The organism is Zwartia lucis (assembly GCF_965234455.1).
GTDB classification, from domain to species: domain Bacteria; phylum Pseudomonadota; class Gammaproteobacteria; order Burkholderiales; family Burkholderiaceae_B; genus Zwartia; species Zwartia lucis.
Map to the genome: position 1 here is coordinate 774,988 of NZ_OZ248472.1, position 13,984 is coordinate 788,971.

14 protein-coding genes are annotated in these 13,984 nt (G+C 48.3%); 8 read left to right on the forward strand and 6 right to left on the reverse strand.

The genetic code is table 11. From position 1 onward, the window contains the following. Window positions 1-96: 96 nt before the first annotated feature. From AC8GE9_RS03720 to AC8GE9_RS03750, 7 genes are all read left to right on the forward strand, one after another. Window positions 97-1,656: an acyl-CoA carboxylase subunit beta gene (locus AC8GE9_RS03720; RefSeq protein ID WP_506675766.1), complete on the forward strand. Its 1,560-nt coding sequence runs from the start codon at window positions 97-99 to the stop codon at window positions 1,654-1,656. Between the two features lie 18 nt (window positions 1,657-1,674). Then, window positions 1,675-2,895, forward strand: coding sequence for a CaiB/BaiF CoA transferase family protein (locus AC8GE9_RS03725; RefSeq protein WP_506675767.1), 1,221 nt, complete (start codon window positions 1,675-1,677; stop codon window positions 2,893-2,895). 21 nt (window positions 2,896-2,916) lie between these two features. After that, a complete protein-coding gene (locus AC8GE9_RS03730; protein ID WP_506675768.1) occupies window positions 2,917-3,897 on the forward strand; it encodes a Bug family tripartite tricarboxylate transporter substrate binding protein in 981 nt (326 codons plus the stop codon). 69 nt (window positions 3,898-3,966) lie between these two features. Further along, window positions 3,967-4,794 carry an IclR family transcriptional regulator gene (locus AC8GE9_RS03735; RefSeq protein WP_506675769.1) on the forward strand — a complete coding sequence of 276 codons (828 nt, stop codon included), beginning with the start codon at window positions 3,967-3,969 and terminating at the stop codon, window positions 4,792-4,794. A 181-nt stretch (window positions 4,795-4,975) separates the two neighbouring features. Next, on the forward strand, window positions 4,976-5,950 hold the full coding sequence (locus AC8GE9_RS03740; protein ID WP_506675770.1) for a Bug family tripartite tricarboxylate transporter substrate binding protein: 975 nt from the start codon (window positions 4,976-4,978) through the stop codon (window positions 5,948-5,950). Window positions 5,951-5,985: 35 nt separating this feature from the next. Further along, window positions 5,986-6,876, forward strand: coding sequence for an NAD(P)-dependent oxidoreductase (locus AC8GE9_RS03745; RefSeq protein WP_506675771.1), 891 nt, complete (start codon window positions 5,986-5,988; stop codon window positions 6,874-6,876). Window positions 6,877-6,915: 39 nt separating this feature from the next. Then, window positions 6,916-7,308, forward strand: coding sequence for a carboxymuconolactone decarboxylase family protein (locus AC8GE9_RS03750; protein ID WP_506675772.1), 393 nt, complete (start codon window positions 6,916-6,918; stop codon window positions 7,306-7,308). Window positions 7,309-7,354: 46 nt separating this feature from the next. Here AC8GE9_RS03750 and AC8GE9_RS03755 read toward each other — a convergent pair whose 3' ends face one another. The 5 genes from AC8GE9_RS03755 to AC8GE9_RS03775 all read right to left on the reverse strand — a co-directional run bounded on the left by AC8GE9_RS03755 (window position 7,355) and on the right by AC8GE9_RS03775 (window position 12,572). Beyond that, window positions 7,355-8,269: a LysR family transcriptional regulator gene (locus tag AC8GE9_RS03755; protein ID WP_506675773.1), complete on the reverse strand. Its 915-nt coding sequence runs from the start codon at window positions 8,267-8,269 to the stop codon at window positions 7,355-7,357. A gap of 100 nt (window positions 8,270-8,369) precedes the next feature. Next, window positions 8,370-8,768 carry a Zn-ribbon domain-containing OB-fold protein gene (locus AC8GE9_RS03760; RefSeq protein ID WP_506675774.1) on the reverse strand — a complete coding sequence of 133 codons (399 nt, stop codon included), beginning with the start codon at window positions 8,766-8,768 and terminating at the stop codon, window positions 8,370-8,372. Continuing rightward, a complete protein-coding gene (locus AC8GE9_RS03765) occupies window positions 8,769-9,944 on the reverse strand; it encodes a thiolase family protein (protein WP_506675775.1) in 1,176 nt (391 codons plus the stop codon). Window positions 9,945-9,971: 27 nt separating this feature from the next. After that, window positions 9,972-10,964: a Bug family tripartite tricarboxylate transporter substrate binding protein gene (locus tag AC8GE9_RS03770; protein ID WP_506675776.1), complete on the reverse strand. Its 993-nt coding sequence runs from the start codon at window positions 10,962-10,964 to the stop codon at window positions 9,972-9,974. 30 nt (window positions 10,965-10,994) lie between these two features. Next, window positions 10,995-12,572 (reverse strand): AMP-binding protein, encoded by a 1,578-nt coding sequence (locus AC8GE9_RS03775; protein WP_506675777.1) that lies wholly within the window; start codon window positions 12,570-12,572, stop codon window positions 10,995-10,997. Between the two features lie 188 nt (window positions 12,573-12,760). Between AC8GE9_RS03775 and AC8GE9_RS03780 the strand changes: the two genes are divergently transcribed. After that, complete coding sequence (locus AC8GE9_RS03780) at window positions 12,761-13,648, forward strand: dienelactone hydrolase family protein (RefSeq protein ID WP_506675778.1); 888 nt, start codon at window positions 12,761-12,763, stop codon at window positions 13,646-13,648. 82 nt (window positions 13,649-13,730) lie between these two features. Here AC8GE9_RS03780 and AC8GE9_RS03785 read toward each other — a convergent pair whose 3' ends face one another. Further along, on the reverse strand, window positions 13,731-13,961 hold the full coding sequence (locus tag AC8GE9_RS03785; RefSeq protein ID WP_506675779.1) for a hypothetical protein: 231 nt from the start codon (window positions 13,959-13,961) through the stop codon (window positions 13,731-13,733). Window positions 13,962-13,984: the final 23 nt, after the last annotated feature.

Here is a 13,984-nt window from a genome sequence, read left to right on the forward strand (position 1 = left end):
TATTATTTTTAAATTCCTAATATAGGAACTTAATTCTTATATTTGTATTTTACTGTTTTTGAGTTGATAATGAAAAAATAATAATCGGAGGCCTAAATGAGCTGGGAAGCTGCATACACTGAACTCGAAATGCGTAGAGAGTCGGCACGCAAAATGGGTGGCGAGGACAGGTTAGCGCGACAAAAAGAGCTCGGGAAACTCAACGTCAGAGAAAGAGTAGAGAAACTACTCGATCCTGGAACATTCCGTGAGTTTGGAATGACGACTGGCAAGGGAAAATATGATCCGCAAGGAAATTTGGTTTCCTTCATCGCCTCCAATGCGGTCACGGGAACGGGCAGAATCGCCAATCGAAAAGTGATGATCTCGGGTGATGATTACACCATCGGGGCGGGTTCTAGCGAGGCGACGGTGGCCGATAAATGGTTGTACGCCGAGAGAATGGCGTATCAATTTCGGATGCCTTTGATACGAATGGTCGATACGGCAGGCGGGAGTGTCAGACTGATTGAACAGCAGCAATCTACGAAAATTCCTGGATACCCCACTTGGCCCGTCATCCCTTTATTAAGCACGGTGCCGGTTGTCGGTGCAGCATTGGGTGCTTGCGCAGGGCTTGGGGCGGTCAAGGTATCTTGCGCGCATTTTTCGGTCATTGTTGAAAATGTTGGTCAGGTCTTTGCAGCGGGACCACCAGTCGTCAAGCAGGGACTGAATCAAACCGTCACAAAAGATGAACTAGGTGGCGCGAAAGTTGCGGCAAAGGCGGGATCGGTCAATAACATTGCCAAAACCGAAGAAGACGCGTTCGACCAAATTCAGAAATTCCTGTCATATCTGCCGCGTAATGTATGGCAAGCGCCTCCAGTGACGGAGTGTGCGGATGATCCGTGGCGGATGGATGAGAAACTCGACGACGTTATTCCGGAAAATAAACGTACTCCTTATCAAATCAGAAAAATACTTGAAAAAATTGTCGACAAAGACTCCCTGTTTGAAATGAGTCGTCTGTTCGGGGGATCAACGCTGACCTGTTTGGCTCGTCTCAATGGTTATCCGGTTGGAGTGATGGCCAATGATCCCATGGTGATGGGTGGAGCGATGACGCACAAGTCAGCGATGAAGATCGAACGTTTTGTGGATTTGTGCGATACGTTTCATATCCCCATCGTCAACTTCACCGATCAGCCAGGTTTGATGATTGGACTCGAGGCAGAGAGTGCGGGCACAGTTCCGATTGCCTATCGCGCAGCGGGCGCGATTGAGCAGGCCACAGTGCCGTGGATTTCGATCATTATCCGGCGCGCGTTCGGTGTGGGGGGCGGACTTCATGGTCCCAAATTCGGTCCGAATGGACAGTCGTTGAATTTGCGCTACGCGTGGCCTTCGGCGATCTGGGGGTCGATTCCAGTAGAGGGGGGCGTCGCAGCGGCTTATCGCAGGGAGATCGAGGCGGCTGAAGATCCAGAGGCAAAGCGACAAGAGCTTGAAAACCATTACCACAAGCTGGCATCTCCCTTTAGAACGGCAGAAAAGTTTGGCATTGTTGACATCATCAAGCCTTCCGAGACGCGGGCGTTGCTCTGTGACTGGATTGAAGACGCCTATGAACTGAACAGAACACAGCTTGGTCCTAAACAACGGCCCATGCGCTAAAAAAATGGACACTGAAAAATGAAGACGAGTGAAAATGAGGCGCCACTCACGGGGTATACGGTGATAGAACTGTGTTCCACCATTGCGGGGCCTGCCTGTACGCGTTTATTGGCGGATTTCGGTGCGGAGGTCATCAAGATTGAACCCGCCGAGGGCGATCCAGTCCGAAATATGGGGAGTCATGATGGTAGTGTCTCCTTGTATGCGACCAGTATCCTTCGGAACAAGCAATCCGTTTCCATCAATCTAAGAACTGAGCAAGGACAGCGTCTTGTCCGACAGTTGATCGCTCAAGCTGACATCGTTGTCGAAAACTTTCGCCCAGGAACACTGGAGAGACTCGGGCTCGACTATGCGACCTTGTCCGCGGATAACCCAGGCCTTGTCATGGTTCGCATCAGTGGTTACGGTCAGACTGGACCTTATAAGGATAGACCTGGCTATGGCGTCACTTGCGAGGCAGTCGCCGGTGTCAGGAACATGACCGGCGATCCTGACAGGCCCCCTGCTCGGGTGGCTCTGGCCGTGACAGACGAACATACTGCTGTGTTTGCGGCTTTTGGCGCGCTCATGGCGATTTTGCAACGTCAAAAAACGGGCAAAGGGCAGGTTGTAGATACAACGCTGTACGAGTCGGCGTTCAGCATGATGGAGCCTCACGTTCCCGCCTATGACAGATTAAAAATCATTCCAAAGCGCGTGGGATCGAACCTTCCGTCTACGGCGCCTAATAGTCTATATCCAACAAAAGACGGCAGTTATGTATTGATTGCGGCCAATAATGACGTGATTTTTCAACGTCTGGCAAAGGCGATGGAACAGCCTGAACTAGTGACCGACGAGCGCTATGCGACTCAGCGCGCTAGAGCCGCGAGGGTCAAGGAAGTCAACAAAATTGTTGAGGACTGGGCGGCTGACTTTACGGCTGCTGAAATTGAAACGCGATTGATCGCCGCCGAAGTACCTGTTTCAAAAGTCTTCACGATGGAAGATATTTTCCAAGATCCGCACTTCGAACAACGTGAAATGCTTGTGAAGGTTCCGCATCCGAAACTAGGTGAATTAACAATGATGGGTATTGTCCCGAAACTTTCGGATACGCCAGGAAAAATTAGGCATGCGGGTCATGTCGTTGGACAAGACACTGCTGAAGTATTGCAAAGAAAACTTGGAATGAACACGGAAGAAATAGCGGATCTTTCGAAGCATGGAATAGTACATACGCACATAGAAACATAACCTTCACGATAGGGAGACATCATGAAAAAGATGACACTAAAAATGCTAGTCGCTGCGTGTAGTCTGTTTGCCGCAACGTCAATCCATGCTCAGTCGGCATGGCAACCCACCACTACGGTTGAATTCATTGTTCCGGCAGGGGCAGGCGCGGCCTTGGATACAGCGGCTCGTCAACTTCAAAATCTTTTAATCAAAGAAAATATCGTTAAGAACTTTGTGATCACCAATAGGCCCGGCGGGAATCTTGCCGTTGCGCTGAACGTGTTGGATCAGCATCCAGGAGACGGTAACTATTTGATGACATTGACCACTTCAATTATCAACAATCATATTCTTGGTTCACTCAACCGGAGTTATCAGGACTATACGCCTATCGCCCTTTTGTTTAGGGAATATGTTGGTGTGGTGGTGCGTGCTGACTCGCCCATTAAAAATGGTGCGGATCTTATTCGCATCATGAAGGAAAATCCAAATAAATTGCATATAGGTGTTGCAACCTCAGTAGGTAATCACATTCATGTCGGTATTGCATCACCGCTGCAGAAAGCCGGTGTGGCTATCGATAAGTTAAGTGTGATTCCCTTCAAGTCATCAGGTATATCGATGACACAACTACTCGGCGGACATATTGATGTCGTCGCGGCGACAACGCCCAATCTCATTCATGCACTTAAAAATGACAAACTTAGAGTCATTGCGATTGGGTCACCCGAAAGGATGGGGGGCGCACTTTCAAGCATACCGACTTGGAAAGAGCAGGGCGTTGATGTCTCAACCTCCTCTGTTCAGGGGGTTCTCGGTCCTAAAAATATGACACCTGCACAAGTTGAGTTTTGGGCAACGGCATTGAAAAAAATAAATGACTCCAAGGAGTGGCAAGCATTTCTGGAACACAACCAATGGAAGCCATTTTTCTATGGACCAAAGGAAACAAAGTTGATGCTTGATCGAGAGTACAGCAGCATAAAATCGATTCTCACTACACTCGGATTGGCAAAATAGTGCTTTATTTTCGACCTATATTTCCTTTCAGGTTGTTTGCTCAACTCTTAAAGTACAGGTCTTCATTGAATGGCTAGGAAACGTGTCATTAATGATTCATTTTCGGACATGAGGGGCTTCGATGTCACTCAGGATCCGAATTTGGTTGCCACGCTTGCTCGAGGACTCCAAGTCCTCGAGTGTTTAAAGCACAAAAATTCCCAATTTATGGGCAATAAGGAAATCGCTGAAATTACGGGTTTATCCAAGCCAGCAGTTTCTCGTATTACTTATACGCTGTCCAAGTTTGGCTACATCAAATATGTCGCCTCATTGTCTAAGTACACCCTTGGAACCTCAGTGTTGACTGCTGCGTACCCTGTTCTCGCGAACATGAAAATCAGGCAGATCGCGAGACCTCTGATGCAGGAGTTGGCTAATGAGATTGGTGGGGTGGTGTCTTTGGGCGTGCGGCACGGTGCTCAAATGTTATTTGTTGAAAGCTGCGCCAGCGCCACTTCTGTGACCCCCGTGATTGCAGGCATTGGTGCTCGAATACCTTTACTTGTCACGGCGATGGGGCGGGCATATCTCTGTGGATTATCTCTGACTGAAAGACAAGAGCTCTTGGATCAACTTGCGGGACCCGAGCATTTCTCTGATATAGATGTTGAAACAAATGTTTCTGAGGCACTTAAGCAGTTTGATAAATGGGGTTTCTGTTTGGCTAAAAAGGGACTTGTCAAAGAAACACGCTCGGTAGGTGTGCCCCTTCTCGCAAAAATTAACGAGGAAGCCTTCTCATTTAACTGTGGGATACCGGCTTTTCGCTTAAGTCCAAATCAACTCGAAAATGATGTGGGTCCCAGGTTGCTCAATCTTGTTCGCAGCGTTGAGAGGACGATGGGATTGAATTGATCGGACGAAGCTAGAACTTAAATGATCGAGACCCTTAGATCTATTCTAATAATGCAATTCAGATATGCATAAATAGAACACTCAGTGTTGCACGTATGTTGATAGGATTGTCAAAGACTGGCTAGAGTAAAGGTTCACTTTATTCAGACCGGTCTTTATTTAAGATAAATCTGGAGACATCATGTTACGACGCTTTGTAATCGGGGCTGCAACAGCCCTGCTCGCGCTTAGTTCTGCTCACGCCGATACGTTCCCTTCAAAAACCATCACGATGATTGTAGGAGTGGCCCCAGGAGGGACGCTGGATACTTTGGCACGATTGTTAGCCAAGGCGATGACGGATGATTTAAAGCGTACGGTTATTGTCGAAAATACTGTTGGTGCGGGCGGCTTGGTTGGACTGAAGCGTTTGATGAGTGCACCAGCTGACGGCCATACTCTCATGTTTACCAATATGTCTTTGGTCATCATTCCACATTTGCATCCAACCGCTGGAGTGAACCCCTCGAAGGATCTCGATGCAATCGGTCAGGTCGCGACGGTGCCAATGGTCCTAGCAGTGAGCAATCAAAGCGGAATCAAAGATTTACCTCAGATGCTTGATTGGATGAGAAAAAATCCAGGCAAAATGAATCTCGGTTCAGGTGGTCCAGGCACGACCTCACACCTCGCAGAAGCCTTATTTTTTCATCAATCCAAGACACAAGGGCAGTTGATTCAATATCGTGGTTCTGGTCCGGCACTGATCGACGTCATGGCGGGTACGATCGAAGGCATCATTGATCAAACCGTGACCTTAATGAATCAACACAATACGCAAAAATTAAGAGCCATTGCGATTTCCTCCAAGGAGCGCATCCCCCAAATGGCTGATGTGCCGACTTTTGCAGAAGGCGGTCTGCCCCAATTTAATCTTTCAATCTGGAATGGCGTGATGGCACCCAAGGGCTTGCCACCAGAAGTCAGTAAGCGCTTGACTGAGTCGCTTTCAAGAGCGATTGATAGCCCTGAATTTAAGGAGAGACTTGTCAGCCTGGCTGCTTTGGCACCAACACCTGCTGAACGGGGTAGTGGTCCTCTAAAGGCCATCATCGATCAGGATACAAAAATGGTCGCTGAGCTTGTTAAGGAAGTTGGATTGCTACCTTCAAAGTAATCGCACATCACAATCAAAAAATTAAAGGTAGAGATATGAGTCAATATGGTTTTATTGGCCTCGGAAATATGGGCTTTCCGATGGCGACGAATCTGGTCAAAGCAGGTCATGAAGTGCATGTGGTTGACATGAATCCTGCGGTCGTAGAACGCGCAAAGACGGCTGGCATGCATCCCAGAGCCTCTTTGCGTGAGCTTGGGGACATGGCGGAAATCATTTTCTTGAGTCTCCCAAAAGGCGATAACGTTCATGCGGTCGCTTCTTTGTCACCGGGTCTTGCTGGGTCAAAGAAAGCAAAGGTTGTAGTCGATTTTTCGACGATCGGGCCTGCAGCAGCAGTCAAAGCCAGTGAAATTTTTGCGCAAGGCAATATTGTGTACCTTGACTCACCCGTCAGTGGTGGAACACTGGGTGCAGCGCGTGCGACTTTGGCAATTATGACGTCTTGCGCGCGCAGTGAGTACGATAAAGTGGTCGATGTACTCAGAACCCTAGGCAAGCCATTTCACGTGGGTGACGAGCCTGGCATGGCACAAACGATGAAACTTGCTAACAACATGCTTTCTGCTGGCGCTCTCGCGCTGACATCCGAAGTGTTTGCGATGGGCGTCAAAAATGGTCTGGATCCTAAGGTCATGTTGGACGTGATTAATGTGGGTTCGGGCCAAAACACGGCCACCTTGGACAAATTTCCTCGTGCAGTATTGCCCCGTACTTTTAATATTGGTTTTGCGGCGGTCTTGGCTCACAAGGACTTAAAGCTTTGTGTGGATGAGGGTGAATCGCTTGGTATCCCCATGGTGATTGGCTCGGCAGTCAAGGAGCTTTATGTCATGACGATTGCCAAATATGGACAGCAAGCGGATATGAGCGATGTCGCGCGCTTGATGGAGTCCTGGACAGGTGTTGAAATCAAAAAAACTTGATTTAACGCACGATGATCAATACAGAATCTGGAGATATGGATGAAAGATACGGAACAATTTCGAAAGGGTGATAAGGTCAGAAGAGAAGTCTTAGGGGATGAGTTTGTCAATAAATCTTTTGCCAATGCAGATGATTTCAGTCGTGAAATGTTCGAACTCTCGACGGAGTATTGTTGGGGTGAGGTCTGGACGCGCGAAGGTCTGCCAAGAAAAGTGCGCAGTATTGTCAATCTGGCTATGCTGAGCGCTTTGAATCGGCCGCATGAATTGAAACTTCACGTTCACGGTGCCTTGCGCAATGGCGTCACGAAAGAAGAAATCAAAGAGATCCTTCTTCAGGTTGCGATTTATTGCGGTGTCCCAGCGGGTGTAGATTCTTTTAGAAATGCAAAAGAAGCGATTCGTGAGTATGAGGAAAAAAATCCCTCATAGCCATTCCAGAGGCCTTTGCTAGTCTATACAAAATCATCGCATATGCTTAGGGTTGCTTTTTAAAATGCTTAGCAACATGTTTGCGTAGTAGGCTTGCAAAGGCTCGGACAGGCCTTGTGGACGGCCGATTGGGTGCAATCGCAGTCACAAGTTTTCGGGTGATTTCAGGCTCGATGAGCGAACGATATTCAATCCGTCCGCTCTCAATCCATCTCTTGACGCAAGGGTAGGAAACAACGGTGCATCCTAGCCCGGATTCGACCATGATCAAACTAGAGTAGAGTGAGTCAATTTCTACAAGAATATTTGGCTTAAGCCCTTTTTCTGCCAACGCTCGGTCAACCAAAACGCGCACGCCATGTTCCTTGCTCGGAAGGATTAAAGGGATGTGCGCCAGCATGGTGATCGAGACTGGCCCCTTGGGTAGCTGCATGGCATTTTGGGCCGGGCCCACTAAAACGAGTCGATCTTCGAGTAGAGGGTCCGTTTTAATACTGCTAAAGGCGGTGGATTTTGTGTTGTAAAGGACTGCGACGTCAATCCGTCCATCTATGAGCCATTCGGATATATGGCCGCTAAAGCCTTCAAGTATCTTTAAAGGATGCTGAGGGTATTTTTCTTTGAAATCTTTCACGAGACCGACCGCGACAACAGATGCAAGAGAGGCAGGCAGTCCGACGATCACAGGCTGTGCTTGGGTGAGTCGGGTTTCTCTAATTTTTGCGAGCGCAGTTTGATGCGTTTTGATTATTTCGCGAGCATAACTTTCAAATACGGTGCCTTCTTGTGTCAATTCAACACCGCGACCTGTTCGTCTGTAAAGGCTGAAACCTATTTCCTTTTCTAGACCTTGGATTTGACGTGTCAGGACAGACTGACTCATCGAAAGCTTGAGTGATGCTTTGGAAAATGATCCGAGCTCTCGAATGGCAATGAAATACTCTAATTGATGTAAATCCATGCGCTGCCCTCAGAGAAATTTGACGCTACAAGCTTTTCGGCGAAATCTCTCTATAAATGAAAAAAGCTGAAAGAAATGCAATCGGAGTAAAGATATAGGATCAAGCAGGTTTAAAAACGGGCAACTGCTGACCTGAATCCAGCGCAGTAAAACTGAGCTTTAACGCATCACCAATTTCGAGGTTGTTGACTGACGCATTGATGATATTCGTCAACATCAAAGGACCTTCAGCAAGCTCTACGTAGGCCACAATATATGGCTCTGAGGCTTTAGTCAGAGCAGTGGCTGCATAAAGCGTTGCATCTCCACTCGAGGGACGCCATTCAAGTTTTGTCTCATAACAAAAGGGACAAAATGTGCGTGGATACCAATGAACTTTGTTGCACGCAGTACAGTGGGGTAATAAAAGAACCCCTTTTTTTGTTGCATCCCAAAAAAAACTGAAATAAGGATGTGCCGTCAACGCTTGGGTATGCAGGGTAATGTGTTCGTTATTCATCTAGACTCTCTCAAGAACGACGGTTGCATGCGCATAGCCTGTGCCGATAAAACCACCAGGTCCACAAGCCATGGCCAAGTCGCAGTTCTTTACTTGAACAGAAGGGTGTGCAGTGCCGCGAAGTTGCCGTGTCGCTTCTATCAGTTTGGTGATCCCGCCTCGATTGCTTGGGTGATTATTACAGAGGCCTCCGCCATCGGTATTGATGGCGAGTGGGCCTTGTCCTGAGATCAGTTTGCCGTCAGACACAAACTTGCCACCTTCACCCTTTTTACAAAATCCTAGATCCTCGAGTTGCATGAGCACCATGATCGTGAAGTTGTCATAAATAGAGGCGTACTTGAAATCTTGGGCGGTCACGCCTGCCTCTTTAAAGGCAATCGGTCCGCTGACTGCAGCACCGCTTGTCGTCATGTTCCCATACCCTGCATGTTGACCATAAACGGTATGGCCAGTCCCAATGACTCTGACCAGCGGATTTTTTAGTGATCTTGCGATGGCTGGACTGACGACAACGATCGCACCACCACCATCGCTAATGACGCAACAGTCCATCCTGCGCAAAGGTGGTGCCACCAGCGGGGAGTTCATGACTTCTTGGACCGTGACAGGTTTGTTGAACATCGCATGGGGATTATGTTTGGCATGCTCAGAGGCTGCGACACGAATCCAGGCCAATTGCTCAGCCGTGGTTCCGTACTCATGCATATGCCTTGCCATCATCATGGCGTAGGCGGTCGAGATTGTCGGACGGTAGGCAACTTCCCAAGGAGAGTCTGGTCTGTCCGGCTCTCCAGGTCTAGGCGCTGTTCCGGTTTTCATCTGCTCGCTGCGCGGTCTGCCAGCCAGTGTGATGAGTGCAACATTACATTTCCCGGAGGCGATGGCATCTACTGCATGTGCGATGTGTATGAGAGGTGAGCATCCGCCCGCATCTGTTGAATCGATATGCTTGAGCTTTAGATTCATAAAGTCAATAAACCAGTTGGCGTTTGAGCCTGGTATGTCTCTTGCGCCAAAGAATCCATCTACGTCAGAGGCGCTGAGTCCAGCATCTTTGAGCGCGCCAAGGGCGCACTCCGCATGCAGTTGAACCAGTGATGTTTCTGGAGCATGCCGAGTGGGGTGCTCAAATATTCCTGCGATATATGCTTGGTCTTTTCGCTTCACGCTCATGCCTGCTCATTCAGTGGATGGATAGAATTAATTGGCGCTTGCGCCTGCTAACTTAACGAGGTCACCCCAGCGCTTGACTTCGTTGACGTGGAACTGTTTGAGTTCGGCACGGGTCATTTTCTGCCAATGCAACACATCATCGATACCTAACTCTTTAAGCCTAGCAACGTATGCAGGATCAGAGGCGATTTCTCGCGTCACTGTCCAGAGTTTTTGAGCGATGTCGTTAGGTGTTCCGACTGGTACGGCCAGACCAAACCATGCGCTGAGATCAAACTCCTTGTAGCCTAGCTCAGAGAGGCTGGCCACATCAGGCATGGATACAGTTCTTTTCATGCTGGTCACCGCCAAGGCCCTGAGGCGTCCATCATCGATCATCGGTTTTGCATTCGCGGGAGGGTAAAAAAGGTAATCGATCCGACCGCCAATCAAATCCGTAATCGCTGCAGGACCCGAGGTGTAAGGAATATGTGTGGTGCGTACCTTGGCGACAGAGTTGAGGTATTCGGCAGATAGGTGATTAAGCTGTCCGCTGCCCGTTGTTCCAAAGGAAAGTTTTTCTGGGTTTTTGCTGGCGAAATCGACGAGATTAGCAACTGTTTTAATCTGAGAGTCTGCTTTGACGAGCAATGCAACGGGTGTCAGACAAATCAGTCCGATGGGCTCTAGATCCGCGATCGGGTTGTAGCTCAAGCCTTTTTGGCGGAATAGTTCGACGTTGATTGCTGAGGGACCCGTGTTGGTGACGAGGATGGTGTATCCGTCCGGGGCGGCTTTTGCGACGGCAGAGTAAGCAATACCGCCACTTGCTCCGCCTCGGTTATCGATAATGACGGGTTGACCGAGTTTTTTGGACAGTCTAGTACCAAATTCGCGACCAATGATGTCGGCAAAAGAGCCAGCGGGCGCAGGCACCACCATTTTGATCGGGCGATCTGGGAAAGTCTGCGCCGAGGTGATCGAGGGTGCAATACAGAGGGCTAATACAGTAAAGATACTTTTGAGCTTGCGAATTGCCATGGCTTGTCTCCGCCTGAAGGTGAGTTCGTTTTAGTTAATACTGCGTTCTTTGTTGTTCCAATAGACAGCGCGTAAAGCTTTTTTATCGAGTTTTCCAAGAGGGGTAAGAGGTAATGCATCAACGAAATCAACGGTTTTTGGGGCTTGGACTGCGCCTTTTGCCGACTTGACGCGTTGAGTGAGCTCTTGCGCCGTCACGCTTTGTCCTTCTTTAAGTACAACAACAGCTTTGACTGCTTCGCCCCAGTCGGGATCGGGTATGCCGATCACCGCGACAGAAGCGACTGCAGGATGTGTTGCGATGACGTCTTCAACTTCTTTCGGATATACATTAAAGCCACCACTGATGATCATATCCTTGGCTCGATCAACAATGAAAAAGTATCCACGCTCATTTTGATAGGCAAGATCGCCGGAGTAGAGCCAACCGTTTTTGAGTGCTTGCGCAGTTAATTCTGGCTCTTTGAAGTAGCCTTTCATGACGAGATCACCTCGAATGCAAATCTCGCCCACTTGACCTCTAGGCACTTCTTGACCTTCCTGATCGAGAATTTTGACTGTCGCGCCCGGGTAGGGCTTTCCGGCAGAGGCTAACAGGGAGTCATCGAGATGGTCTATTTCCGTTAGACTCAGTACAGTGCTTGGAGCCTCTGTGAGCCCGTAATGTTGAATCAAAATGGGGCCAAGTAATTCTCTCGCTTGAAAAAGACGTGTAGGTGAGATGGGCGCTGCGCCGTACATGAGCATACGCAAGCCAGACTTGGCCAAGCGGGCGCTCTCTGGATGATCAAGCAGACGGTAAATCATTGTTGGGACTAGATAAAGACCATTGGCGGTCCCTTCAACGACGTCGTTGATGAGTCTGTCAGGATTAAAGCCATCGTGCAATACGATTGTGCCTCCATGCCACAACACCGGAACGATCATTGCGCCGGAAGCATGTGAAAGAGGCGTTGAGCAGAGCAAACGCAAGTCGACCCAATTGTGACCAGCCATGCGGAAAAGAGCGTTGGTGGCCAGTGAACAGCTGGTCCCCATCACACCTTTTGATTTGCCTGTCGTGCCGCCGGTGTATATCAAGCGCACGATATCGTCGGGCTCACTCAAGTCTGTCAAAGCAGGATCAATGGATGGATCAAAAGCATCCCAAAGGAATGGCGCTGCAGCGACCGAGTCATGGCAAGCTATTTCAAAATTTTGTGTCGATCTATTGTGTAACTCTCGCGCTCTTTCCATTCTGTCCGCATCAACGACGAGTAATTTCGCTTCGCAGTTATTCAGTATGTAAAGCTGGTCTTCTATGCCTCCAAGAGGCTGGAGTGCGACGGAACGAAAGCTATTGATGTAGCAGGCAGCCATGACAACAAACACGTCGGCGCGATTGCCGCACATTTGTACGATGGTATCGCCTCGCTGGAGGCCCATTTGGTTGAACTTTTGAAGCAGGTAGGCGATACGTTTTGCAATCGTCTCGTAGCTCAGGTGCGTACCATCAGGGTTAATAAAGGCAGTACGGCTCGGATAGCGGCTCAGTAAATTAACAATCATTCCACCCATCGTTGGGCCTGAGTAGATTGAACGTGACAACGCATCACCAGAATTTTTCATCTTTGTACTTTCTTTAGGAAGATTTTTTAAAAATTGTCTCTCTTAAGAAGGTACATGAGCGTATGAGCCATGGCAAGTGTTTTAAATGCAATAGTCTTTACTTGTTGGGTACAAATGTATTCGATTCGATTAAAAGGCTTTGGTTTGTTGTCGCAATTGTTGATAAATCCATTATATTGGACATTGCGGTGATCAATACAGGAGTGAGTATTTTGTTTAAAACTACCTATGCCTTTTGTCTGGCAACCCTTTTGCTTTTGCCTTTTACAGTGTCACACGCACAGCAAATCCGCTTGCCGTCCGAAGTTGTGTTTATCCCTAAAAAAATATTGCTCGGGACACTCAAGTTGGAAACAACGATTTACAAGCCTGAGGGGCAGGGACCGTTTCCTTTGGTGGTGATTAATCACGGCAAGGAATCAGGACCTCCGGGACTGCAAAAGCGTTTCACCCCAGGTTGGGTTTCGCGCTTCTTTCTTGAACGAGGATATGTTGTCTTTGTGCCAATGCGCACTGGATTTTCTAAATCAACTGGCAGCTATGTGGGAGGTGAATGTAATGTCGAGTCAAATGGTCTTGTACAGGCTGAGGATGTAACGGCCACGGTGACTTACGCGCACACTCTGGATTATGTCGATCGTAAGCAGACCCTGGTGATGGGTCAATCGCACGGTGGTTGGACCACGCTTGCTTATGGTGCCTCTAAGCCCGACCCTTCTGTGAAAGGCTTGGTAAATTTTGCAGGTGGTTTACGTCAAACAAACTGTGGGGGCTGGGAGCTTAATTTGGCCAAGGCGGCAGCGAGTTTTGCAAAAGAGACGAGTATTCCTTCGCTTTGGCTATATGGTGACAATGATAGTTTTTTCTCTAAAAAAACGTATTCTGAAATGTTTGCGCGTTACAGCAAAGTGAATCCTAGCGCGCAACTTGTTGAGTTTGGTGTGTTTGGTGAGGATGCGCACGGAATTTTTACGCACAAAGACGGGCGCGCGGTATGGGGGCCGTATCTAGAAAAATTTATGACTCAGCTCGGTTTGCCGACCAAAGTGACATATCCTCGATATAAGCCGGGATAGGGTGGATTCAGGTAATGTTAATCACCTGAGTCCCCCTTTTCTTTTTTCTCATAGTGAGAGTGAATCGAGAAAACACATCAACTTAACCGTCTTGTTTGAGTCCCAATTCCTTAATCAATTTCCCAAGCTTTTCGTACTCATTTTTGATGTGCGCTGAAAAAGCATCGCCCTTGAGGATTGATTTTTCAACACCGGCAGTCTTGAAACATGCTTCCATTTCTAGTGTGTTAACAGCTTTTTCAAAGGCATCCTGAATTTTACGGATTACCTCAAGTGGGGTGAGATATGATTCTTCGCATAGCGAGAAGTGCAAATATGCGTCAGCACTGCACGTTG

What these genes read in the sequence shown, in the direction of transcription:
- AC8GE9_RS03770 (WP_506675776.1), bottom strand. Translation starts at nt 10,964, where the DNA reads ATGGCAATTCGCAAGCTCAAAAGTATCTTTACTGTATTAGCCCTCTGT.
- AC8GE9_RS03740 (WP_506675770.1), top strand. Translation starts at nt 4,976, where the DNA reads ATGTTACGACGCTTTGTAATCGGGGCTGCAACAGCCCTGCTCGCGCTT.
- AC8GE9_RS03735 (WP_506675769.1), top strand. Translation starts at nt 3,967, where the DNA reads ATGGCTAGGAAACGTGTCATTAATGATTCATTTTCGGACATGAGGGGC.
- AC8GE9_RS03755 (WP_506675773.1), bottom strand. Translation starts at nt 8,269, where the DNA reads ATGGATTTACATCAATTAGAGTATTTCATTGCCATTCGAGAGCTCGGA.
- AC8GE9_RS03720 (WP_506675766.1), top strand. Translation starts at nt 97, where the DNA reads ATGAGCTGGGAAGCTGCATACACTGAACTCGAAATGCGTAGAGAGTCG.
- AC8GE9_RS03765 (WP_506675775.1), bottom strand. Translation starts at nt 9,944, where the DNA reads ATGAGCGTGAAGCGAAAAGACCAAGCATATATCGCAGGAATATTTGAG.
- AC8GE9_RS03730 (WP_506675768.1), top strand. Translation starts at nt 2,917, where the DNA reads ATGAAAAAGATGACACTAAAAATGCTAGTCGCTGCGTGTAGTCTGTTT.
- AC8GE9_RS03775 (WP_506675777.1), bottom strand. Translation starts at nt 12,572, where the DNA reads ATGAAAAATTCTGGTGATGCGTTGTCACGTTCAATCTACTCAGGCCCA.
- AC8GE9_RS03745 (WP_506675771.1), top strand. Translation starts at nt 5,986, where the DNA reads ATGAGTCAATATGGTTTTATTGGCCTCGGAAATATGGGCTTTCCGATG.
- AC8GE9_RS03725 (WP_506675767.1), top strand. Translation starts at nt 1,675, where the DNA reads ATGAAGACGAGTGAAAATGAGGCGCCACTCACGGGGTATACGGTGATA.
- AC8GE9_RS03760 (WP_506675774.1), bottom strand. Translation starts at nt 8,768, where the DNA reads ATGAATAACGAACACATTACCCTGCATACCCAAGCGTTGACGGCACAT.
- AC8GE9_RS03750 (WP_506675772.1), top strand. Translation starts at nt 6,916, where the DNA reads ATGAAAGATACGGAACAATTTCGAAAGGGTGATAAGGTCAGAAGAGAA.